The following is a 23225-nucleotide window of genomic DNA, read 5'->3' as shown; positions in this document are numbered from 1 at the left end:
CAATGCCGACGGTGACATGGGCGCGCGTGGACCCCGCCCGCCGCGCCGCGATCATCGAAGCCGCGGAAGACGAGTTCGGGGCGCACGGGTTCTCCCGCGGCAGCCTCAACGTCATCGCGCGGCGCGCCGGGGTCGCCAAGGGCAGCCTGTTCCAGTACTTCGCGGACAAACGCGACCTCTACGCGTTCGTCGCCGACGTCGCCAGCCAACGGGTGCGCGCCTACATGGAGGACCGCATCCGCGAGCTGGACCCGAGCCGGCCCTTCTTCGACTTCCTGACCGACTGGCTCGACGCGTGGGTCGCCTACTTCGCCGACCATCCGCACGAACGCGCGCTGCACGCCGCGGCCACTCTCGAAGTCGACACCGAGGCCCGCGTCAGCGTGCAGAACGTCATTCACCGTCACTACCTGGAAGTGATGCGGCCACTGGTCCGCGACGCGCAGCGGCGCGGCGACCTGCGCGCCGATTCGGACACCGACGCGCTGTTGTCGTTGCTGCTCTTGATCTTTCCGCACCTGGCGCTGGCCCCCTACATGCGCGGCCTGGACCCGGTTCTCGGGCTCGACGAGCCCACGCCGGAGCAGCCCGCGCTGGCGGTGCGCCGGCTGGTCGCGGTCCTGGCGGCGGCGTTCTCGGCGAACGCGGCCGTCGCCCCCGAGCCGAAACGATCTGAGGAGGTCACATGACACGCACACACTCGGGCTCGATGGTCGCGGGCGGACTCAACTGGGACAGCCTGCCGCTGCGGCTCTTCGCCGGCGGCAACGCGAAGTTCTGGAATCCCGCCGACATCGACTTCTCGCGCGACCGCGCGGACTGGGAGCAACTGACGGAGGACGAACGCCACTACGCCACCCGGCTCTGCGCCGAGTTCATCGCCGGGGAGGAGGCGGTGACCGAGGACATCCAGCCGTTCATGGCCGCGATGCGCGCCGAAGGCCGCCTCGGCGACGAGATGTACCTGACGCAGTTCGCGTTCGAGGAAGCCAAGCACGTGCAGGTGTTCCGCATGTGGCTCGACGCCGTCGGCATCGCCGCCGACCTGCACGCCTACCTCGACGACATCCCCACGTACCGAACGATCTTCTACGAGGAGTTGCCGGCCTGCCTCAACGCCCTGTCGAGCGACCCGTCCCCGGCCGCCCAGGTCCGGGCGTCCGTCACCTACAACCACATGGTCGAGGGCATGCTGGCGCTGACCGGGTACTTCGGCTGGCACAAGATCTGCGTCGAGCGCGGCATCCTGCCCGGCATGCAGGAATTGGTCCGGCGCATCGGCGACGACGAACGACGCCACATGGCGTGGGGCACCTTCACCTGCCGGCGCCACGTCGCCGCTGACGACGCCAATTGGGACGTCTTCGAGACGCGCATGAACGAGCTGATGCCGCTCGGGCTGCGCCTCATCGAAGAGGGCTTCTCGCTGTACGACCCGATGCCCTTCGGCCTTTCGGTGGACGAGTTCATGGCCTACGCCGCCGACAAGGGCATGCGGCGGTTCGGCACGATCAACAGCGCGCGGGGCCGCCCGGTCGCCGAGATCGACCTCGACTACTCGCCGGTGCAGCTGGAGGACACCTTCGCCGACGAGGACGAGCGGGCGCTGGCGGGCGCGTCGGCCTAGGCCTACCCGACCCAGACCGTCTTGGCGTTGCAGAACTCGCGGATCCCGAGGCCCGCGAGCTCGCGCCCGTAGCCCGACCGCTTGACGCCGCCGAACCCCAGCTCGGGGTAGGACACGGTCATCCCGTTGACGAACACCTGGCCGGCCTCGATGTCGTCGATGAAGCGCTGCTGCTCGGCCTCGTCGTTGGTCCAGGCGTTGGACCCCAGCCCGAAGGTGGTGGCGTTGGCGATCTCGATGGCCTCGTCGATGTCCTTTGCGCGGTACATGGAGGCGACCGGGCCGAACACCTCCTCGGTGTAGAGCGCCATGTCCTTGGTGATCTCGGTGACCACCGTCGGCGGGTAGAACCAGCCCGGGCGGTCGGGAGTCTTTCCGCCGCAGCGGATCACCGCCCCGGCCGCGGCCGCGTCCTCGACCTGCTTGGCGATCTCGTCGCGGCCCGACTCGGTGGCCAGCGGGCCCACGTCAGTGTCCGGGTCGGTCGGGTCGCCGACCTTCAGGGCTTCCATCTTTTCGACGAACTTGTCGACGAAGGTCTCGTAGATGTCGGTGTGCACGATGAACCGCTTGGCGGCGATGCAGGACTGGCCGTTGTTCTGCACCCGCGCGGTGACCGCCGTCTTGACGGCCTCGTCGAGGTCCGCCGACGGCATCACGATGAACGGGTCGCTGCCGCCGAGCTCGAGCACCGTGGGCTTGATCTCGTCGCCGGCGATCGCGCCCACCGATTGGCCGGCCGGCTCGCTGCCGGTCAGGGTGGCCGCCGCGACGCGGGGGTCGCGCAGGATGCGCTCGACGGCGCCGGACGGAACCAGCAGCGTCTGGAAACAGCCCTCCGGGAAGCCGCCGCGGGCGATGACGTCTGCGAGGTACAGCGCCGACTGCGGCACGTTCGACGCGTGCTTGAGGATGCCGACGTTGCCGGCCATCAGCGCCGGCGCGGCGAACCGCACGGCCTGCCACAGCGGGAAGTTCCACGGCATGACGGCCAGCACCACGCCGAGCGGTTGGTAGCGGATGTAGGCCTTCTTCGCGCCGACCTTCGCCGCGTCGGCCGGCTCGTCGGCCAGCAGCTGCTCGGCGTGCTCGGCGTAGTAGCGAAAACCCTTGGCGCACTTGAGCGCTTCGGCCTTGGCCGACTTCAGGGTCTTGCCCATCTCGAGGGTCATCATCGCCGCGACGTCGTCGGCCTCCTTTTCCAGCAGGTCGGCGGTGGCGTTTGCCCACTCCGCGCGCTGGGCAAAGGTGGTGTTATGGCGGTAGTCCTGGAACCGGGCGTAGGCGCGCGCGATGGCGGCGTCGACTTCCTCGTCGGTTGCGGGGGTGAAGGTTTTTACTGTCTCGCCGGTAGCCGGGTTGATCGTGGCGATGGGCACGCTGAGATCCTTCGCTTCGGGGTTGGTAAGAGGTCCAACAACCAGCCTGCCACTATCGTTCCCCCAAGGGAGGTGCCGGATGAGTAAAGCCGCTCAGCTGATCGTGAAGTGCCTGGAGAACGAGGGTGTTTCCGTCGTGTTCGGGGTGCCCGGCGAGGAGAACATCCGGTTCGTGCAGGCGCTGGCCTCCTCGAGCATCCGGTACGTGCTGACCCGGCACGAGCAGGCGGCGTCGTTCATGGCGGAGATGTACGGCCGCGTCACCGGCCGGGCGGCGGTGGTGTCGGCGACCCTGGGCCCGGGCGCCATCAACATGCAACTCGGCGTCGCCGACGCCACCACCAACAGCACCCCGATGGTGGCGATCTCGGCCCAGGTGGGCCAGGACCGCGAATACAAGGAATCGCACCAGTACGTCGACCTGGTGTCGATGTTCGCCCCGATCACGCGGTGGGCCGCGGGCATCCCGACCCCCCGCGCGATCCCCGAGATGGTCCGCAAGGCGTTCAAGGTCGCCGAGGCCGAACGCCCGGCCGCGGTCTACCTCGCGGTGCCCGAGCACATCGACGCCGACGAAGACGACTACGACCTCGCGCCGTTGCCCCGCAACGTCGTTCGTCCGGACGCGCCCGCGCCCCGTCAGGTCGCGCGCGCCGTCGACATCCTGCGCCAGGCGAAGCGGCCGGTGCTGCTGGCCGGGCACGGCGCCGCGCGCGCCGACGCGACCAAGGCCCTGGTCCGCTTCTCCGAGGAGTTCGGCATCCAGGTGGCCAACACGTTCCACGGCAAGGGCGTGATGCCCGACGACCACCCCAACAGCATCGGGACGCTGGGGTTCATGCGGCACGACTACGTCAACTTCGGGTTCGACAACGCCGACGCCGTCATCGCCGTCGGCTACGAGCTGCAGGAGTTCGATCCCGTGCGGATCAACCCGCAAGCCGACAAGAAGATCATCCACGTGCATCGCTTCCCGGCCGAGGTCGACGCGCACTACTCGGTCGACGTCGGGATCATCGGCGACATAAGCGATTCGCTGAACGCGCTCACCGACGCGCTGGCCGGTCACCGCTTCGAGCACGCCGCCGACGTGCCGGGGTCGGGACTGCTGGCCGAGGAATTCGCTCGGGGACAACAGGATTCGCGCTACCCGCTGGCGCCCGCGCGGTTGGTGGCCGACACCCGCGAGGCGCTGGGCCGCAGCGACGTGGTGCTCGTCGACACCGGCGCCACCAAGATGTGGATGGCGCGGCTCTACCCGACGTACGAGCGGAACACCTGCCTGATCTCAAATGGCCTGTCCACCATGAGCTTTGCGCTGCCCGGGGCGCTCGGCGTCAAGTTGGCCCGCCCGGACTCCAAGGTGCTGGCCGTCGTCGGCGACGGGGCGTTCCTGATGAACTCCCAGGAGATCGAGACCGCGGTGCGCGAGCGGATCCCGCTCGTCGTGCTGATCTGGGAGGACGGCGGCTACGGCCTGATCGAGTGGAAGATGGACCTCGAACTCGGCGAGCACCACTACGTGAAATTCGGCAACCCCGACATCGTGAAATATGCGGAAAGCTTCGGCGCCAAGGGGTATCGGATCAGCAGCGCCGACGAGCTGTTGCCGACGCTGAAGGCCGCGCTGGCGGACGACGGGGTGTCGCTGATCGCTTGCCCGGTCGACTACGCCGAGAACCTGCGCCTGACCGACCGGCTCGGTGAGCTGGACGAGACCCTGTAGTCGCGAAAGTTTGTCGCCGGGCCGCGCTATACTCGAACACATGTTCGATGAAACCGCGCAGGCCGAGGTGATGGCCCGGTTCGACGAGATGATCGAGCGGCGCTATCCGTCGACGACGGCGGAGTCGGCCGCGTTGATCGGGGAGATCTGCGCGGCGGCGCGGGCGGAGAACCGGGCCGCCGCCACCCAGCTGGACCGCATCGGGCGGTTGTTCGCCTACCGGCTTTCGCGCTGTTCGGAGACCGAGGACTGGGCGATCGACACGATGGAGGCGGTGGCCGCCGAGGTGGGTGCGGCGTTGCGGATTGGCCAGGGGCTGGCGGCCAGCCGGGTGCGCTATGCGCGGGCGATGCGCGAACGGCTCCCCAACGTGGCGGAGGTCTTTGCCGCCGGGGATATCGATTATGGGATGTTTCAGACGATCGTGTACCGCACGGATCTGATCGAGGATCCCGACGTGCTGGCGGCCGTGGATGCGCGGTTGGCGGCCAATGTGGCGCGCTGGCCCTCGATGAGCCGGGGCCGGCTGAGCGCCCAGGTGGACAAGATTGTCGCCAAGGCTGACGTGGATGCGGTGCGCCGGCGCGCGAAGGCCCAGCGTGATCGGGAGGTGTGGATCGGGCCGGATCAGGACGGCCGGGCCGAGATCGGTGGTGTCCTGTTGTCCCCGGATGCCCACGCCCTGGACAAGCGGCTGAATGCGTTGGCGGCCACCGTGTGCCCACACGACCCGCGCACCCGAGAGCAGCGCCGCGCCGATGCGCTGGGCGCGCTGGCCGCCGGGGCCGATCGGCTGGGCTGTCGCTGCGGGCGCCCCGACTGCGCCGCGGGGACAAGGCCCGCCGCGTCGCCGGTGGTGATCCATGTGATCGCCGAGCAGGACACGCTCGATGGGCGCAGCGGCGCGCCGGCCTCGGAGGTGGGTGCCGACGGGCTGATCCCGCCGGAATTGCTGGTCGAACTCGCGAAGTCGGCCAAGCGGGTGCCGTTGATCCACCCCGGCGACGCGCCGCCGGAGGACGGTTATGTGCCGTCGAAGGCGTTGGCCGACTTCGTGCGGTGCCGGGATTTGACGTGTCGTTGGCCGGGCTGCGATGCCCCGGCCATCGGCTGCGATCTGGATCATACGATCCCCTACAGCCAGGGCGGGCGCACGCACGCGTCAAACCTCAAGTGCTACTGCAGAACCCACCATTTGATCAAAACCTTCTTCGGCTGGACCGAAAAGCAACTCGCCGATGGCACCCTGATCCTGACCTCCCCGGCCGGCCAAACCTACGTGACGACCCCGGGCAGCGCGCTGTTGTTCCCGAGTTTGTGCTATTCGGTCGGTGGGGTGCCCACACCCGAGGCCGACCCGCCGCCCGACTACTGCCTCGAGCGCACCGCCATGATGCCCAAACGCCGGCGCACCCGCGCGCAAGACCGCGCCGCACGCGTCGCCACCGAACGCCGCCACAACCGCGACGCCCGTCTGGCCCGAAAAGCCCGACGCCCAAGTTACTTTGGACCCGCCCCGCCCCAAGACGACGACGACCCCCCGCCGTTTTGACGCCGGGCTAAGCTCCCCGCGGAGACTGCGCTTTTTCCAGCGTCATGGGCCGCACGTACTGACCGATCAGCGTCCGATGCCACCATGCCCGCTCGCGCCGCAGCTCGCGCCACGTCGTGAACCGGTACTCGTAGAGCTGCGCGCGCACGTACCGCGGCGGCGCGTCGGGGAAGGGATTGCGCCGCAACAGGCGCAGCGTCGGCCGGTCGTTGCGCAGCAGCCGCTGCATGAACGGTTTCAGCCAGGGCTGCGCGTAGCCGGGCGAGATGGCGGCGAACCACATCAGCCAGTCCAGGCGCAGGTGATACGGCGCCCACTGCCGCGGCAGCCGGCGCAGGCCGCCGGGCTTGCCCTTGAATTCGTATTCCTGCCAAACCGTTTCGTCGGTGATTGGCGAGCCGTCGGTGCCCTCGATCACCACCTCGCGGCGGATGCGTCCGATGCTGCCGAAGGCTCCGTACGTGTTCACCAGGTGAAATGGGTTGAAGGACATGTTCATTCGCTGACGCGGCGAGAGCATGTTGCGCACCGGCCAGTAGCTCATGAACAGCACCGCGGCGCTGAACGCCATCACCACGCCGGCGAACCACAGCGGCGTCCCCGGGCAGGCCGGGTGCGCGGGCAGGGAAAGCAGCACCCTGAAAGCGGAGTCGTCGATGGCGCTGAACGCCAGCATGATCGTCACCCAGTTGAGCCAGGCGAAGTTGCCGGAGGCCACCAGCCACAGCTGGGTGACAACGACGACCGCCCCGGCCACGCTGGCCACCGGCTGCGGCGCGAACAACCCGAACGGCACGATCAGCTGGGCGAAATGGTTGCCCGCCACCTCGACACGGTGCAGCGGCCTGGGCAGGTGGTGGAAGAACCAGCTCAGCGGCCCCGGCATCGGCTGCGTCTCGTGGTGGTAGTACAGGCAGGTCAGGTCGCGCCAGCACGGGTCGCCGCGCATCTTGATCAGCCCGGCGCCGAACTCGACCCGAAACAGCAGCAGCCGCGCCATCCACAGCGTCAGCACCGGCGGGGCCACCCGGTCGTTGCCGAGGAAGATCATCAGGAATCCCGCCTCCAGCAGCAGCGACTCCCAGCCGAACCCGTACCAGGTCTGGCCGACGTTGACGATCGAAAGGTAAAGCGCCCACAGCGCCAGCCACGCCAGCATCGCGGCCCACACCGGCGCCAGGTCGGCCGCGCCGGCGACGATCGCCGCAGCCAGCGCCGCGCCCAGCCAGGCCACCGTCGCGAACAGTCGGTCGGAATAGCGCAGATGAAAAAGGCTCGGCGCGCGCCAAAACGTCTGCCTGGCCAGGAATCGCGGCACCGGCAGCATTCCGTGTTCGCCGATGAGCGCGCGGAATTGCAGTGCGGCCGCGACGAACGCGATCAGGTAGATGGCCGCGACGCCCCGCTGCAGGACCATCCGGCCCAGCCAGTATTCGGGTGCCGAAAACCAATCCATGGTCGTCACGTATTACCAGTCAAGCAGCGCGGAAACCGCTAGCCAACGGCCAAAAGTCATTCGTCGCGCGGACGCGGCTCCCGTCGGGGCAGCGTCACCACCGAAGCGGCGAGCACCGCAAGCGAAATCAGCGCCAGCAGTTGCACATTCGCCGCATGCCCGGCGTATCCGTCGACCGAGCGCCAGGGATGCCGCGAGAGCACCGCCCCGGCCAGGATCAGCCCGCCGGCGCTCAGCGCCACGGCCGCGGTGTCTCCCCAGCGCCGCCGGTGGCGCAGCGCATACCGCAGGCCCAGGGGGGCGCCGGCCACGACCAGCCCCGCCACGCCCGCGATGAGCGCCCCGGCGGCCAGCACGCCGACCGCCGCCCAGGGCCCCGGCGCCCACGGCCGGGCGGGCGGGTCGTCGGCGCGCCCGCGCCGGCGCCATAAGGCGAGCGCGGCCAGCAGCGGCAGCAACGCCAGCCCCACCGCCAGGCCAGCTCGGTACAGCGAGTTCGAAGCGAAGGTCAACGTGATGGTTCCCGGATCCCCGGCCGGCACCACCCAGCCCTGCTGCCACCCGTTGACCGCGACCGGCGTCAAGCGGGCCCCGCTGCCGGTGCGCGCCACCCAGCCGGGGTTGATGCTCTCCGGGATGACCAGCAGCCGCGCGGCGGGCGACGCGGGCGCCCGCACCTCGCGGCGGCCCGGACCCCACGCTGTGGTCTGGGCGCGAACCGGCGAGGCGCCGGCGAGTTCGGCCGGTGTCGACAGCCGGGCCCCGTCCACGACGAACTGGGCGCCGGGGCTGATCAGCAGCTCCTGCTGGCCGGCCGGCAGCGCGATCGGCTCGGGTTCGCAGGGCTGCGCCGCGACCGGTTCGCCGTCCAGCAGCGCGCCGGCGGTGGTGCGGATCGAGGTGTGCACGAACCGGCCGGCGACCGCGATGACCGGGCCGCGGTCGCAGCCGACGGTGATCTCGCGTGAGCGGTTGCGGGCGGCGTCGGCGGGCGCGATCGGGTTGCCGTCGGCCCCGAGCACCGCGACCTCGGCCAGGCCGGGCGGCTTGAGCTGATCGAACCCCAGGGCGTTTCGGTCGATCACGTCTTCCCAGTCGAGCAGGCTGATGCTGACGGTGTCGGTCACCCGCGGCCTGAGCGAAAGCGTTTGCGGCTCACCCGGTTTCAACTCGCGGACCTGCGGGCCGTCGCCCAGGTTGACGGCCACCATCCTCGGGTGCGCGGGCAGCGTCGAGGAGCTGGGCACCACGCGCAGCCCGGCGACCTCGGTGGCCCGCGGCAGGGTGACGGTCAGCGTCGGCGGGGATTTGTGCTGAACCACCCGCTGGGGTGCGGTCCACGCGGTGGCCGGGTCGCCGTCGGTGGCGGCGAACGCGGAGCCGAGGATGTCCACCACGTCGGAATCGCCTTGGGCCCGAGTGGTATTCGGCTCGGCGACCAGGTCGGCCAGTTTGGGCCCCTGCCGTGGCCGCACCCACACCGTCGGCGTCACCGACACCGGGGCCGCGACGGTCAGGGTGCGGCTGAAGTTGACCGGCTCTTCCGGCGCCAGCGCCATCGACGCCGCGCAGCGCACGCCGTCGGGCGCCGCCGCGCAGCCCGGCCTGCCGAGCAATTCCGAACCCAGGTCCCAGGCGGCGACCGCCGCGCCCGGCGGCGGCCCGGGCACGGAAACGGTGTGCCGCAGGCTGACCGGGTGCGCGAAGCCGGACGCGTCGTACTGGGTGATCGACAGGTCGGTGATGCCGAACTGCACGCCGGGGGAGCCGTCGTCGGTGCCGGCGGCGGTGACCCGCAGCCATGGGGTTTCGCCGTAGGGCAGCGCCGTCGCGAGCGGCTTGCCGGGCTCGTCGAACCGCAGGGTGGTGCTGCCGTTGGCGGTCTCGATCAGGATGCGGCGGACCTGGGCGCCGACGGCGGTCGCGCTGGGCGTGATGGTGATCGAGCCGTTGCTCACCGGGTGGTCGAAGTCCACCCGCAGCCACTGCCCGACGGCGGCTTGCAGCGCGTTGGACACCCACGCCGTCCCGGAATCGCCGTCGACGGCCGCGGCGGGGGAGGTCGCTGGCGCGACGTCGGGCATGGCGGTGGAGTCCGACGACGAGCTCGACACCGTGATGCGCCCGCCGTTCCAGGCCCCGAACACCGTGTCGGCGCCCGGGACCGGATAGTCGGGCACCCGGTTGAAGGTGTGTCGGGCGTCGCCGGCCGCCCGGACGGCCGACGAATGCTGGTCGACGCGGCCGTAGTCGGTCTCGCGGGCCACCGGGGTGTCGGTGACCGTCACGAGGGGCGCGGGCAGGCCGGCACCGCGGGCGTCGGACGTTATCAGCGCCGGGCCCAGCGGCGGCCGGCCCAGCAGCCGTCGCCGCTCGTCCAGGCGCAGCAATACCTCGGGGCCGCCGTCGACACGGGCCACCCCGTCGGCGTCGACGAAGTACGGCGCGCCGGGGTCGACGGCACCCGCCACCCGGTAGATCTCCACCGCCGGGTAGCGCGGCCGCAGCCCGCCGTCGGAGACGAAACCCGCCAGCGTGCCGGGCCCCACCGGAGCGCCGAACTGCGCCACCTTCTGCAGTCCCGGCGAGCCAGCGATCGCGCGGTGCACCAGGATGGGGCGCGCAGAGCGCGACGCCTCGGGATCCAGGTCGTTGCGCAGCACGACATACGAAATACCTTGGCGGGCAAGGGTATCGGCCAGGCCGGCCGAGGGCTGCCCGGACGCGAACAGGCGTTGCACCGAATCCAGCGCGCGGATGGTCTGCGGCGGGGTCAACGGGATCGAGTCGCGCACGCCCCACGGGCTGCCGCCGAGCACCTGCAGCGGCTCGTCATGGGTGGTGCCCCACGCCTGGGTTGCGAACGGCGCCCCCGGGACCACCAGCACCCGCCCGGGAACCGGTGTGCCCGTGTTGTGTTCGTCGAGCCAGTCGGCGGCCTGGTGCCAGTACGCGGGGATCGCGCCGAACGTGCCCGGCGGGGCGAGCCGGCCGGTCCACGCCAGCGAGGTGCTGACCATCAGCGCCGTCAGGGCCACGATCGCCACGGCGGCCCGCTTGTCGCGCTCGGGATGGGCGAACGCGCGCAGCCACGCCGGGCGTGGCGCGCTGCCGGGCAGCGCGACCCGGCCCAGCAGCTGAGCGACGCCCAGCGCCACCGGGATCCGGATCACCGGTCCCAGCTTGTGCACGTTGCGCAGCGGCGCGCCGGCGGCGTCCATGAACGCCTGCACCTGGTGGGCGACAGGTGATCCCAGGCCGCCGCCGTAGCCGACGGCCATCAAGACCACGCCGACCAGCAGCATCGTCACCAGCCGCCCCCGCGCCGGCATCCCCGGGCCGGCCAGGCCGGCCAGCCCCGCCGCCGCGACCAGGCAGGTGGCCAGCACGGCCGCCGACCCGGTCACCAGGGGCGCGCCGGCGGTGGCGGTCGGCGCCACGAAAGGGGTCCAGGAGTCGGTGCCGCGCAGGATCTCGGTCAGCGACGACCACTGCGTCGTCACCCCGGAGGACTCGATGAAGTCCAGGAACGGGGGGCTGACGTGGCGCAGGCAGACCAGCGCCACCACCCACCACAGCGTGGCCAGGCCCAGCGCCAGCGCCCACCACGCCGTGTAGCGCCACCACAACCGGTTCGGCCGGTGGCACGCCCACCAGATCACCGCGGGCAGGCAGCCGGCCAGCGTGGCGATGGCGTTGACCGCGCCCATCAGCGCGACGGCCAGCCCGGCCTGCGCGGCCAGCGCCCGCACGGATCTGACCGTCGACGCCCGCAGGGCCAGGATCGTCGGCAACAACACCCACGGCGCCAGCATCATCGGCAACGTCTCCGACGAGATCGATCCGAGCGTGGTCAGCACCCGCGGCGCCAGCGCGAACGCCAGAGCGCCGATCACCCTGGACGTCGGGCTGCCGATGCCCAGCGTCTCGGCCACCCGCAGCAGCCCCCAAAAACCGATGCTGAGCAGCAGCGCCCACCACAGCCGCTGGGTGATCCAGCCCGGGACGCCGAGCGCGTGGCCGACCAGGAAGAAGGTGCCGTGCGGGAACAGGTAGCCGTAGGCCTGGTTCTGCGCCTGGCCGAACGGCAGTTCGCTGTTCCACAGGTTCGTGGCGCGGGCCAGGAACCGTAGCGGGTTGGCGGTGAGGTCGAGCTTGGTGTCGGGGGAGACCTGTCCGGGCGACTGCGCGAACGTCAGCGCCAGCGCGACGGCGCCGACCACCAGCAACCATCGGCGGGAAAGCGGCGCGGCCGACGAGCATGAGGCCGACGCTTCGGCCCGAGTCCTCGCCGGGCTAGCTACGGTTGCCGTACTCGACCCGGTTGAGCACTGACGACTGCGGATCGCCCCCGGGGAGTGGCGGCTTCGTGTCCTGCTGCACCATCAAGGTGATCCCGAAGATCGCGGCCGCGCCCAGCAACAGACCAACCACGACGCTCGCGGCGGCGGGCGCGATGATCCGGTTCATGAAACGGCTCCTGAAGTTTTGCGGGGGACCTAGCGCCAACCTAGCAGAACGGCCGCCGCCGGCCGGGCCCGCGAGTCACGGCCACGGAATGCAATGGCCACGCCAGCAGCGGGAGCCGTAACTCACCAGGTACGGCCCGGCGGGCTGCTGCGGTGCGGTCTGTACCGGCGCCGCCTTGTGGTCTTCGACCTCGAGCGTCACGCCGACGGTCGCCGCGGCGCCGATCATCAGCCCCGCCGCGATGCTTGCGGCCGCCGCCCACGAAAACCCGGCCATCGCTGGCTCCCCTCCCTGCCAGTCAAAAGCTCGTTGCCAACCTACCGCCGATGCCCCTGGCGGCAGGGACGAAACGCCCGCCGTGACAACATGGCCCGATGCCCTTCCCCCGGACCCTGGCCGTGCTCGTCGCCGCAACAGCGCTGGTCGCCGGCTGCGGTCATCACGGCGCGCATCCCCCGGCGGCCTCGTCGAGCAAGCCGGCGGCCGCCCCCGCGCCGCCGGTGTGCGCCGACCCGACGGCCGTCCCGGCCGCCCTGTCGACCCGCGACAAGCTGGCACAACTGCTGATGGTGGGCGTGCGGAACGCCGACGAAGCCCGAACCGTCGTCAACGAGAGCCACGTCGGCGGGATCATCATCGGCGGCTGGACGGACCTCTCGATATTCAAGGGCGGGCTGGCCGAGGTCGCCCACAGCGCGGGGCCGCTGCCGCTGGCGGTCGGCGTCGACGAAGAAGGCGGCCGGGTGTCGCGGTTGAAGTCGCTGATCGGGACGGCCCCGTCGGCCCGGCAGCTGGCGCAGACCCAGTCGCCCCAGCAGGTCCACGACCTCGAAGTGGAGCGCGGCAAAAAGATGCGCGACCTGGGCATCACCGTCGACTTCGCCCCGGTGGTCGACGTCACCGACGCCCCGGACGGCGTGATCGGGGACCGCTCGTTCGGCGCGGACCCGAACACCGTCACCGCCTACGCCGGGGCCTACGCGCAGGGCCTGCGCGACGCCGGGCTGCTGCCGGTGCTCAAGCATTTCCCCGGCCACGGACATGGCTCGGGCGATTCACACAAGGGCGGCGTCGTCACGCCGCCGCTGAGCGACCTGCAGACCGACGACCTCGTGCCCTATCGGACACTACTGACGCAGCTCCCCGTCGCAGTCATGATCGGTCACCTGCAAGTCCCCGGGCTGACCGGCGACGACCCCGCCAGCCTGAGCCGGGCCGCGGTGCAGTTGCTGCGCGACGGCACCGGCTACGGCGCCCCGCCCTTCAACGGCCCGGTGTTCAGCGACGACCTGTCCAGCATGGCCGCGATCTCCGATCGGTACGGCGTGGCGGAGGCCGTGCTGCGCGCGCTGCAGGCCGGTACCGACGTCGCGCTGTGGGTCAGCATCGAAGAGGCGCCCGCGGTCCTGGACCGGCTGGAAAAGGCGGTGGCGGGGGGCGAGCTGCCGATGCCGGCGGTCGACGCGTCGCTGGTGCGGGTGGCGACGATGAAGGGCGTCAATCGAACATGTGGCCACTAATGCGCCGCATCCTCGTTACCCTGTAGCCAGATAGCAGGCTAGAGAGGCAACAGCGATGGCGGGTGGTACCAAGCGGTTACCGCGTGCTGTCCGCGAGCAGCAGATGCTCGACGCCGCCGTGCAGATGTTCTCCGTCAACGGGTATCACGAGACGTCGATGGACGCCATCGCCGCCGAGGCGCAGATCTCCAAGCCGATGCTGTACCTGTATTACGGCTCCAAGGAGGACCTGTTCGGCGCCTGCCTGGACCGCGAGCTGGGGCGGTTCATCGAAGGGGTGCGCGCCGACATCAACTTCGATCAGAGCCCAAAGGACTTGCTGGGCAACGCCATCGGGTCGTTCATGCGTTACATCGACTCCAACCGCGCGTCCTGGATCGTGATGTACACGCAGGCCATCAGCTCGCAGGCGTTCGCGCACACCGTGCGCGAGGGACGCGAGCAGATCATCGAGCTGGTGGCCGAGCTGATGCGGGCCGGCAGTCGCACCGCGCGGTCGGACGCCGAGTACCAGATGATGGCGGTGGCGCTGGTCGGCGCGGGTGAGGCGATGGCCAACCGGCTGTCCAGCGGCGAACTCGGCGTCGACGAGGCGGCCGAGCTGATGATCGACCTGTTCTGGCACGGCCTGCGCGGCACGCCGGAGGATCGCGAAGCCGCCGCGGCCGGCTAGCCCCTACATTCGTGGGGTGGCCCCTCCGCCTCGAGTGCCTCCCCGGCGCAACCTCGACTTCTTTTGCGCCGTAGTCATCGTCGGGCTGCTGGCCGGGGTCGCCGGGTTGGCGACGACGGAAGTGCTGCGGTTCGTCGAGCACGTCACCTACCACTACAGTTTCGGCACGCTGCTGACCGGGATCACCGGCAGCAGCCCGGTCCGCCGCGCGCTGGGGCCGGTGGTCGGCGGCGCGCTGGCGGGGTTGGGGTGGTGGATCCTGCGGCGCCGCACCCCGGTGCCGCCGCTGGCCCAGACCATCGCCCGCCGCGAGCCGATCCCGCGGCTGGCGTGGAGCATCGACGCGGCGTTGCAGGTGCTGCTGGTCGGATCCGGCGCGTCCCTGGGCCGCGAGGGTGCCCCGCGCCAATTCGCCGCGGCCCTGGGTGATTTCGCCACCGCATGGCTGAGGCGGCTGTCCAGCCGGGACCGCGAGGTCCTGCTGGCGTGCGCGGCCGGGGCGGGGCTCGGCGCCGTCTACGCCGTTCCGCTAGCGGGCGCGCTGTTCGCCGTGCGGATCATGCTGAACACCTGGCACCCACGGGCGGTGGGCGCGGCCTTACTCACGTCGAGCCTGGCCGTCGCGATCTGCTCGGCCGAGACGCACGATCAGCCGAGCCTGGCCTGGCCCAGCACGGAATCGTCGTATCTGCTGACCGCGCACGGGCTGATCCTGGCGCCGGTGGCCCTTGCGGTGGGACTGGCGTTCAAGCGGCTGATGGCGGCGGCGCGGCCGGCCCGTGAGAGGCGTTCGTGGGTGCTGATCCCGGCGCTGGCGGCCGCGGGTTTGGTGATGGGCGTCTGTTCGCATTGGTGGCCGGAGTTGCCCGGCAACGGCCGCAGCATCCTGACCGTCAGCCTCGCCAGCCGCATGACGCTGTCGGCGGCCCTGGTCATCCTGGTGTTGAAGCCGCTGTTGACCGCCCTGTTCCTGCGCGCCGGCGGGGCGGGCGGAATGTTGACGCCCTCGCTGGCCACCGGTGCGGCCGCGGGATCCGCCCTGGTGCTGATCGTCAATTGGGCGGCCGGGACGCACCTGCACACGCCGGCGGTCTCGCTGGCCGGGGCCGCCGGGGTGCTCGCGGTGACCCAGGGATCGCCGATCTGGGCGGCGATCTTCGTCTGGGAGCTGGCCCACCCGCCGTTGTGGCTGTTCGGTGTGTTCCTGCTGACCGCCTGCGGCGCATACGGATTGAAGGTGCTCGCGATCGGCCGCAGGCCGGCGCGGACGGGCTAGAGGGCCCGCACGCTGCCGGTCAGATAGGGGTATCCCTTCGCGACGTTGCGCAGCGAAAGATCCCAGCCGCCGTCGTCGCCCTGATCGATGTACAGCCCCGCCGTGCCGGGCAGCACCAGCGGCTTGCCGAACCGCACCGCGTACTGCGCCGCGTCGGGAATCCGGGCCTCGATGTTCGCCAAAACCGCTGCGGCGCTGAACATCCCGTGCGCGATGACGCTCGGGAAGCCGAACAATTTGGCGGCGATCGGGTTGGTGTGGATCGGGTTGTGGTCGCCGCCGACGGCGGCGTAGCGGCGGATCTGGCCGGGGCTGATCCGCAGCACGGTGCTCGGCGGGGGCAGTTTCGGCTGCTTCTGCGGCGGCGGTTTGGGCTCGTCGGACAGGCTGGTGCGTTGCTGGTGCAGGAAGGTGGTCACCTGGTGCCACGCGACGTCGTTGCCCACGCTGACGTCGGTCACCAGATCCACCAGCAGGCCCTTGCGGTGTTCGCGCAGGTTCTCCGCGTGCACCCGCACGCCGACCGTGTCGGTCACCGCGATCGGGCGGTACTGGGTGATGCGGTTTTCGGTGTGCACCGATCCCATTGCGGCAAAGGGAAAGTCGAAGCCGGTAACCAGCGACATCATGGCGGGAAAGGTCAACGCGAAGGGGTAGGTCAGCGGCACGTGGTTGCCGTAGCGCAGGCCGGTGACGCCCGCGTACTCGGCGACGTTGGTCTGGTCGATCGGCAGTTCGTCGACCGTCACCGTGCGGCTGGGCAATTGGTCGGAGCGGGGTAGCAGCGGCAGCGCCCCGGCCGCCGCGCGCAGCATGTTTCGCAAACCGCTCGGCTGATTCATCATGCCCCCAACATCGCCTGGCCACAGACCCGAATGACGTTGCCGGTCACCGCGTTTGACGCCGGGCTGGCGAAGTAGGCGATCGTCTCGGCGACGTCGACGGGCTGCCCGCCCTGCAGCAGCGAGTTCATCCGGCGGCCGACCTCGCGGGTGGCCAGCGGGATCGCCGCGGTCATCTGGGTTTCGATGAAGCCCGGCGCGACCGCGTTGATCGTGATGCCCTTCTCGTAGAGTCCCGGGGCCAGCGCCTGGGTGAGGCCGATCATGCCGGCCTTGGTGGTGGCGTAGTTGGTCTGCCCGCGGTTGCCCGCGATGCCGGCCATCGACGACAGGCCGATCACCCGGCCCCCGTCCCCGATGCTGCCGTTGCCGATCAGGCCTTCGGTAAGCCGTTGCGGGGCAAGCAGATTGACGGCCAGCACGGCGTCCCAGCGCGCGTCGTCCATGTTGGCCAGCAGCTTGTCGCGGGTGATGCCGGCGTTGTTGACCAGGACGTCGGCGTGTCCGGAGTAGTGGTCGTGCAGGTGCTCGGTGATCTTGTCGACGGCATCGTCGGCCGTCACGTCCAGCCACAACGGGGTGCCGCCGACCCGGCTGGCGGTCTCGGCCAGGGTTTCGGCGGCCGACTCGACGTCGATGGCGACGACGCGGGCGCCGTCGCGGGCGAACACCTCGGCGATGCAGGCGCCGATGCCGCGGGCGGCGCCGGTCACGATCGCGACCTTGCCGTCCAGCGGCCGTTCCCAGTCGGCCGGCGGGGTGGAGTCGGCTTCGCCGACGTAGAAGACCTGGCCGTCGACGTAGGCGGACTTGCCGGACAGGATGAACCGCATCGTGGATTCCAGGCCGGTGGCGGCGGGTTTGGCGTGCGGCGACAGGTACACCAGCTGCGCGGTGGACCCGTTGCGCAGCTCCTTGCCCAGCGACCGGGTGAAGCCCTCCAGCGCGCGCTGCGCGATGCGCTCGTCGGTGCCGGCGGCCGCGTCGGGCGTGGTTCCGACGACCACGACGCGCGCGTTGTGGCCCAGGTTGCGCAGCACCGGGGTGAAGAACTCGTAGAGGCACTTGAGCCCGGCCGGCGTGGTGATGCCGGTGGCGTCGAACACCAGCCCGGCGAACTTGTCGGCCCAGCGGCCGCCCAGGTTGGCGCCCACCACGTCGTAGTCGGAGTGCAGGGCCGCGCGCAGCGGCTCGGCCACCCTGCCCGGCTGGTCTTGGGGACCCCCGATCAGCAGGGACCCGGCCAGCGGCGGCTCGCCGGGGCGGTACCGGCGAAGCGTCTCGGGCTGCGGAATGCCGAGTTGCTTTGCCAGAAACGATCCGGGGCCGGAGTTGACCACCTGCGAGAACAGATCGGACGAGCCTTTTGGAGCCACTGAGCTGCCTTCCATGTCGTTCGGTTGGGGAGTGCCCGTTATCGGCCAACCGTATCGGGACGAACTTACTTCAGAGTAAGAACAGTGGGTACTATGGCGAACAACGGCCGGTTCAAAAAGTGATGTACCCGGAGATGCACGGAGAGAAAAGTGGCCCCTGCGAGTTCTAAGACCAGGCGACCTGTCGCGGTACTGGGCGGCAATCGCATCCCGTTCGCGAGGTCGGACGGCGCGTACGCCGAGGCGTCCAACCAGGACATGTTCACCGCCGCCCTGGACGGGCTGGTGGACCGGTTCGGGCTGGGCGGCGAGCGGCTGGGCGTGGTCGTCGGCGGCGCCGTGCTCAAGCACAGCCGCGACTTCAACCTGACCCGCGAATGCGTGCTGGGCTCCGAGCTGTCGTCGTACACGCCAGCGTTCGACGTTCAGCAGGCGTGCGGGACGGGGCTGCAGGCCGCGATCGCCGCGGCCGACGGCGTCGCCTCCGGGCGCTACGAGGTGGCCGCCGCCGGCGGGGTGGACACCACCTCCGACCCGCCGATCGGCCTGGGCGACAACCTGCGCCGTCAGCTGCTCAAGCTGCGCCGATCCAAGTCGAACCTGCAACGGCTCAAGCTGGTGGGCACGCTGCCCGCCACGCTGGGGATCGAGATCCCCGCCAACAGCGAGCCGCGCACCGGGTTGTCGATGGGCGAGCACGCCGCCATCACCACCAAGCAGATGGGCATCAAACGCGTCGACCAGGACGCGCTGGCCGTCGCCAGCCACCGCAACATGGCCGCCGCCTACGACCGGGGCTTCTTCGACGACCTCGTCACGCCGTTCCTCGGGCTCTACCGGGACGACAACCTGCGCGCCAACGCCAGCACCGAGAAGCTGGCGACGCTGCGCCCCGTCTTCGGGGTGAAGAACGGCGACGCGACGATGACGGCCGGCAACTCCACCCCGCTGACCGACGGCGCGTCGGTCGCGCTGCTGGCCAGCGAGGAGTGGGCGGCTGCCCGCTCGCTGACCCCGCTGGCCTACCTGGTGGACGCGGAGACCGCCGCGGTGGACTACGTCAACGGGCGCGACGGGCTGCTGATGGCGCCGACGTACGCGGTGCCCCGCCTGCTGGCCAGGAACGGCCTGAGCCTGCAGGACTTCGATTTCTACGAGATCCACGAGGCGTTCGCGTCGGTGGTGCTGGCGCACCTGCAGGCGTGGGAATCCGAGGAGTACTGCAAGGAGCGGCTGGGGCTCGACGCCGCGCTCGGGTCGATCGATCGATCCAAGCTCAACGTGAACGGGTCGTCGTTGGCCGCCGGCCATCCGTTCGCGGCCACCGGCGGGCGGATCCTGGCGCAGGCCGCCAAGCAGCTGGCCGAGAAGAAGGCCGAGCAGAAGGGCGGCGGGACCCTTCGGGCGCTGATCTCCATCTGCGCCGCCGGCGGCCAGGGTGTGGCCGCGATCCTGGAGGCCTGACCGCGGGCCCCGAACATCGGGGCGCGAATGATTTCGGTCACAGTCGGTTACGAACCGGGGCTCTTGGGTATCCGAACGTCCGGATAGCCCCGTGTTGTGGTCTGACCCCCCGACCCCGACGGCAATACGGGGCATCCCTGGAATCGACCGCCGGTCGCGCACGGGGGGGCGAAAAGGGCCGCCGCTGGAGTGAGGGGATCCAGCGGCGGTCTTTTTTGCTTGTCCCGCCCAAAAACCCAAGGTCCCCCGCTTCAACGTGGAAGCGGGGGACCTTGTTCGTTCAGCCAGGCGGGCCTAGAACGCCGCCTCGTCGAGCTCCATGATGTCGTTGTCCAGCGTCTCGATGACCTCGCGGGTGCTGGCCAGCAGGGGCAGGAAGTTCTTCGCGAAGAACGATGCCACCGCGATTTTGCCCTCGTAGAAGGACCGCTCGGCGCCGGTGGCGCCGGCGTCCAGCGCCGCCACCGCAACCGCGGCCTGACGCTGCAGCAACCAGCCGATGACCAGGTCGCCGACGCTCATCAGGAAGCGCACCGAGCCCAGGCCCACCTTGTAGAGGCTGGTGACGTCCTCCTGCGCGGCCATCAGGTAGCCGGTCAGGGTGGCCGCCATGGCCTGCACGTCGGTCAGCGCCTTGCCGAGCAGCTCGCGCTCGGTCTTGAGCCGCCCGTTGCCGGACTCGCTGTCGACGAACTTCTGGATCTCCCCGGACACGTGGGCCAGCGCCACACCCTTGTCGCGGACGATCTTGCGGAAGAAGAAGTCCTGCGCCTGGATGGCCGTGGTGCCCTCGTAGAGCGAGTCGATCTTCGCGTCACGGATGTACTGCTCGATCGGGTAGTCCTGCAGGAAGCCGGACCCGCCCAAGGTTTGCAGGCTCTCGGTGAGCTTGGCGTACGCCTGCTCGGAGCCCACACCCTTGACGACCGGCAGCATCAGGTCGTTGACCTTGACGGCCAGCTCGGCGTCCACACCGTGCAGCGCCGCGGCGACCGCCGCGTCCTGGTAGGTCGCGGTGAACAGGTACAGCGCGCGCAGACCCTCGGCGTAGGCCTTCTGGGTCATCAGCGACCGGCGGACGTCGGGGTGGTGCGTGATGGTCACCCGCGGCGCGGTCTTGTCGGTCATCTGGGTCATGTCGGCGCCCTGCACGCGGGACTTGGCGTACTCGAGCGCGTTGAGGTAGCCCGTGGACAGCGTGGCGATCGCCTTGGTGCCGACCATCATGCGGGCCTGCTCGATGACGTCGAACATCTGCGCGATGCCGTTGTGCACCTCGCCGACGAGCCAGCCCTTGGCGGGCACGCCGTGCTGGCCGAGCGAGAGCTCACAGGTCGCCGAGACCTTGAGGCCCATCTTGTGCTCGACGTTGGTGACGAAGACGCCATTGCGCTCGCCCAGCTCGCCGGTCTCGAAGTCGAACAGGAACTTGGGCACGAAGAACAGCGACAGCCCCTTGGTGCCCGGGCCCGCGCCCTCGGGGCGGGCGAGCACCAGGTGGAAGATGTTCTCGAACAGGTCGCCGGAGTCACCCGAGGTGATGAAGCGCTTCACGCCGTCGATGTGCCAGGAGCCGTCCTCCTGCTGGACCGCCTTGGTGCGGCCGGCACCGACGTCCGAACCGGCGTCCGGCTCGGTCAGCACCATCGTCGAACCCCAGCCGCGCTCGGCGGCCAGCACGGCCCACTTCTTCTGCTCCTCGGTGCCGAGGTGGTAGAGGATGTTGGCGAACCCGGCGCCGCCGCCGTACATCCACACGGCGGGGTTGGCGCCCAGGATGTGCTCGTGCAGCGCCCACAGCAGCGCCTTCGGCATCGGCATGCCGCCGAGCGCCTCGTCGATGCCCGCCTTGTCCCAACCGGCCTCGGTGACGGCGCGGACGGACTCCTTGAAGGATTCCGGCAGCGTCACGGAGTGGGTCTCGGGGTCGAAGACCGGCGGGTTGCGGTCGCCCTCGACGAACGACTCCGCGACCGGTCCCTCGGCCAGACGGCTGATCTCGGACAGCATTTCCTGGGCGGTGTCGACGTCGAGGTCGCTGTACTCGCCCTGGCCTAATGCCTTGTCAACGCCGAAAACCTCGAACAGGTTGAACACCTGGTCACGGACGTTGCTCTTGTAGTGGCTCACTACGTTCCTCCTCGTTGAGAATGCCACTTGTGGTTGGGTACTAGGTCTAAGTTACCCACCAGTAACTGCCCTAAAATATAACCGTTATTGTCGGCGAAGCAAGCGAGTGTGAGCTAGATTCCACCGTCTAACTAACCAACCGGTTGGGGAGTCCACCTTTTCGCGCCTGACCTGCGGAGATGATTGAGCAATGACGGACGTGAGGCGCGTCACAACCCTGCCCGTGGTGGACCTACGGGCCGCCCCGGAGGCCCTGCGGGAGGGGCTGCGCGAGGCCGCCCACGAGGTCGGCTTCTTCTATTTGATCGGCCACCACGTGCCCGACGAGCTCGCCGCCCGGATGCTCGGCGCGGCGCGCCGGTTGTTCGCGCTGCCGCAGGCCGACAAGAACGCGATCGCGATGGTGCGCAGTCCGCATTTCCGCGGCTATACCCGGCTGGGCGGCGAGCTCACCCGGGGCCGGGTGGACTGGCGCGAGCAGCTCGACCTCGGCCCGGAGCGCCCCCCGATCGGCGGCCCCGGCCGGCCGGACTACCTGTGGTTGCAGGGCTCGAATCAGTGGCCGACGGCCCTGCCCGAGTTGCCCGGGATCGTCGCCGAGTGGGATGCCGCGCTTTCCGCGGTGGCCCGCACCCTGCTCGGGCACTGGGCGGCGTCACTGGGCAGCCCGCCGGACGCGTTCGACGCCGCGTTCGCCGACGCGCCGGCCACGCTGATCAAGATCATCCGCTACCCCGCCCGCGCGGCCGGCCCGCAGGGCGTGGGCGCGCACCGCGACGCCGGGGTGCTCACGCTGCTGCTCGCGGAGCCGGGCAGCCACGGCCTGCAGGTGCGCCGGGCGCGGGGCGGCCAGGCGGGCTGGATCGACGTGCCGCCGGTGCCGGGCGCGTTCATCGTCAACATCGGCGAGCTGCTCGAGGTGGCCACCGGCGGCTACCTGCGGGCCACCGAGCACCGGGTGAACCTGGACGGCCCCGCCGAGGAGCGCATTTCGGTGCCCTACTTCTTCAACCCCCGACTGGATGCCCAGATCCCGGTGCTGACGCTGCCCGACGACCTGGCGGACCGCGCCGACGGATCGGACGACCCGTCGGACCCGATCTTCTCCGTCTACGGCCGCAACGCATGGAAGAGCCGATTGCGCGCGCACCCGGATGTGGCTTCAGCCCACGGATATTCGGTAGGTAGGGTCGGGGGCGAGAATTCCGTTCCCGGAGCAAGGGGCGAATGACCGCGGTGAACCCGAACAAGAATCTGACGCCGTCCACCCTGCGTGAGGCCTTCGGCCACTTTCCGTCCGGCGTGGTGGCCATCGCCGCCGAAGTCGAGGGGATCCGAGAGGGCTTGGCCGCCAGCACCTTCGTCCCCGTCTCGCTCGAGCCGCCGCTCGTGTCGTTCTGCGTGCAGAACACCTCGACGACATGGCCCAAGCTCAAGGGCGTGCCGATGCTGGGCATCAGCGTGCTCGGCGAGGTCCATGACGCGGCCGCCCGCGCGTTGGCGGCCAAGACCGGGGACCGGTTCGCCGGTCTGGAGACGGTGTCCTACGACAGCGGCGCGGTGTTCATCAAGGGCACCGGCCTGTGGCTGGAGAGCGCGATCGAGCAACTGATCCCGGCGGGCGACCACACCATCGTGGTGCTGCGGGTCAACGAGGTGACGGTGGACGCCGAGGTGGCGCCAATCGTGTTCCACCGCAGCACGTTCCGCCGGCTCGGCGTCTAGGGCGCCTCG

Annotated in this window: 18 protein-coding genes; 10 read left to right on the top strand and 8 right to left on the bottom strand. The window is 70.2% G+C overall.

Going from position 1 to position 23225, the window contains the following annotated elements; translation table 11 throughout:
• The first annotated feature begins 2 nt into the window (after window positions 1-2).
• Window positions 3-689 carry a TetR/AcrR family transcriptional regulator gene (locus A5655_RS07835; protein WP_067007757.1) on the top strand — a complete coding sequence of 229 codons (687 nt, stop codon included), beginning with the start codon at window positions 3-5 and terminating at the stop codon, window positions 687-689.
• Window positions 686-1627 (top strand): R2-like ligand-binding oxidase, encoded by a 942-nt coding sequence (locus tag A5655_RS07830; RefSeq protein ID WP_067007754.1) that lies wholly within the window; start codon window positions 686-688, stop codon window positions 1625-1627. The genes A5655_RS07835 and A5655_RS07830 overlap by 4 nt, the downstream gene beginning before the upstream one ends.
• 2 nt (window positions 1628-1629) lie before the next feature.
• Here A5655_RS07830 and A5655_RS07825 read toward each other — a convergent pair whose 3' ends face one another.
• Window positions 1630-3006, bottom strand: a complete 1377-nt coding sequence (locus A5655_RS07825; protein ID WP_067007751.1) for an NADP-dependent succinic semialdehyde dehydrogenase — start codon at window positions 3004-3006, stop codon at window positions 1630-1632.
• A gap of 79 nt (window positions 3007-3085) precedes the next feature.
• Here A5655_RS07825 and A5655_RS07820 point away from each other — a divergent pair, with 79 nt between their 5' ends.
• Entirely contained in the window at window positions 3086-4732 is a 1647-nt protein-coding gene (locus A5655_RS07820; RefSeq protein ID WP_067007748.1) for an acetolactate synthase large subunit, read from the top strand.
• Window positions 4733-4772: 40 nt separating this feature from the next.
• Window positions 4773-6284, top strand: a complete 1512-nt coding sequence (locus A5655_RS07815; protein WP_067007744.1) for an HNH endonuclease signature motif containing protein — start codon at window positions 4773-4775, stop codon at window positions 6282-6284.
• Window positions 6285-6291: 7 nt separating this feature from the next.
• Here the strand turns inward: A5655_RS07815 and A5655_RS07810 are convergent, their stop codons facing one another.
• The 4 genes from A5655_RS07810 to A5655_RS07795 form a co-directional block, all read right to left on the bottom strand.
• A complete protein-coding gene (locus tag A5655_RS07810) occupies window positions 6292-7740 on the bottom strand; it encodes a lipase maturation factor family protein (RefSeq protein WP_067007741.1) in 1449 nt (482 codons plus the stop codon).
• Window positions 7741-7796: 56 nt separating this feature from the next.
• Window positions 7797-11969, bottom strand: a complete 4173-nt coding sequence (locus A5655_RS07805) for an alpha-(1->3)-arabinofuranosyltransferase (protein ID WP_156764759.1) — start codon at window positions 11967-11969, stop codon at window positions 7797-7799.
• Window positions 11970-12036: 67 nt separating this feature from the next.
• Window positions 12037-12210 (bottom strand): DUF2613 domain-containing protein, encoded by a 174-nt coding sequence (locus A5655_RS07800; protein ID WP_065443914.1) that lies wholly within the window; start codon window positions 12208-12210, stop codon window positions 12037-12039.
• A gap of 75 nt (window positions 12211-12285) precedes the next feature.
• Window positions 12286-12486, bottom strand: coding sequence for a DUF2613 family protein (locus tag A5655_RS07795; protein WP_067007738.1), 201 nt, complete (start codon window positions 12484-12486; stop codon window positions 12286-12288).
• A gap of 98 nt (window positions 12487-12584) precedes the next feature.
• On the opposite strand from A5655_RS07795, the gene A5655_RS07790 reads away from it, so the two are divergent.
• Genes A5655_RS07790 through A5655_RS07780 form a run of 3 tightly spaced genes read left to right on the top strand, consistent with a single transcriptional unit; the run spans window position 12585 to window position 15679 of the window.
• On the top strand, window positions 12585-13730 hold the full coding sequence (locus A5655_RS07790; RefSeq protein WP_067007735.1) for a glycoside hydrolase family 3 N-terminal domain-containing protein: 1146 nt from the start codon (window positions 12585-12587) through the stop codon (window positions 13728-13730).
• 55 nt (window positions 13731-13785) lie between these two features.
• Entirely contained in the window at window positions 13786-14403 is a 618-nt protein-coding gene (locus A5655_RS07785) for a TetR/AcrR family transcriptional regulator (RefSeq protein ID WP_067007732.1), read from the top strand.
• A 16-nt stretch (window positions 14404-14419) separates the two neighbouring features.
• Window positions 14420-15679: a chloride channel protein gene (locus A5655_RS07780; protein ID WP_067007728.1), complete on the top strand. Its 1260-nt coding sequence runs from the start codon at window positions 14420-14422 to the stop codon at window positions 15677-15679.
• Here the strand turns inward: A5655_RS07780 and A5655_RS07775 are convergent.
• Together A5655_RS07775 and A5655_RS07770 are read right to left on the bottom strand one after the other, a co-directional pair.
• Window positions 15676-16521: a MaoC/PaaZ C-terminal domain-containing protein gene (locus A5655_RS07775; RefSeq protein WP_067007726.1), complete on the bottom strand. Its 846-nt coding sequence runs from the start codon at window positions 16519-16521 to the stop codon at window positions 15676-15678. The two genes, A5655_RS07780 and A5655_RS07775, sit on opposite strands and share 4 nt — an antisense overlap.
• A complete protein-coding gene (locus A5655_RS07770) occupies window positions 16521-17897 on the bottom strand; it encodes a 3-oxoacyl-ACP reductase (protein WP_067007909.1) in 1377 nt (458 codons plus the stop codon). Before A5655_RS07770 ends, A5655_RS07775 begins: the two co-directional genes overlap by 1 nt.
• Before the next feature lie 150 nt (window positions 17898-18047).
• Here A5655_RS07770 and A5655_RS07765 point away from each other — a divergent pair, with 150 nt between their 5' ends.
• Complete coding sequence (locus A5655_RS07765; RefSeq protein WP_067007723.1) at window positions 18048-19361, top strand: acetyl-CoA C-acetyltransferase; 1314 nt, start codon at window positions 18048-18050, stop codon at window positions 19359-19361.
• A gap of 294 nt (window positions 19362-19655) precedes the next feature.
• On the opposite strand, the gene A5655_RS07760 is transcribed toward A5655_RS07765, so the two are convergent.
• Window positions 19656-21491, bottom strand: a complete 1836-nt coding sequence (locus A5655_RS07760) for an acyl-CoA dehydrogenase (protein WP_067007721.1) — start codon at window positions 21489-21491, stop codon at window positions 19656-19658.
• 190 nt (window positions 21492-21681) lie between these two features.
• Here A5655_RS07760 and A5655_RS07755 point away from each other — a divergent pair, with 190 nt between their 5' ends.
• Window positions 21682-22722 (top strand): isopenicillin N synthase family oxygenase, encoded by a 1041-nt coding sequence (locus A5655_RS07755; protein ID WP_067007718.1) that lies wholly within the window; start codon window positions 21682-21684, stop codon window positions 22720-22722.
• Window positions 22723-22727: 5 nt separating this feature from the next.
• Window positions 22728-23216, top strand: coding sequence for a flavin reductase family protein (locus tag A5655_RS07750; protein ID WP_067007906.1), 489 nt, complete (start codon window positions 22728-22730; stop codon window positions 23214-23216).
• Window positions 23217-23225 lie beyond the last annotated feature (9 nt).

It is taken from the genome of Mycobacterium sp. 1081908.1 (genome assembly GCF_001673535.1).
Taxonomy (GTDB): domain Bacteria; phylum Actinomycetota; class Actinomycetes; order Mycobacteriales; family Mycobacteriaceae; genus Mycobacterium.
This window is presented reverse-complemented; position numbering and strand designations above follow the sequence as displayed.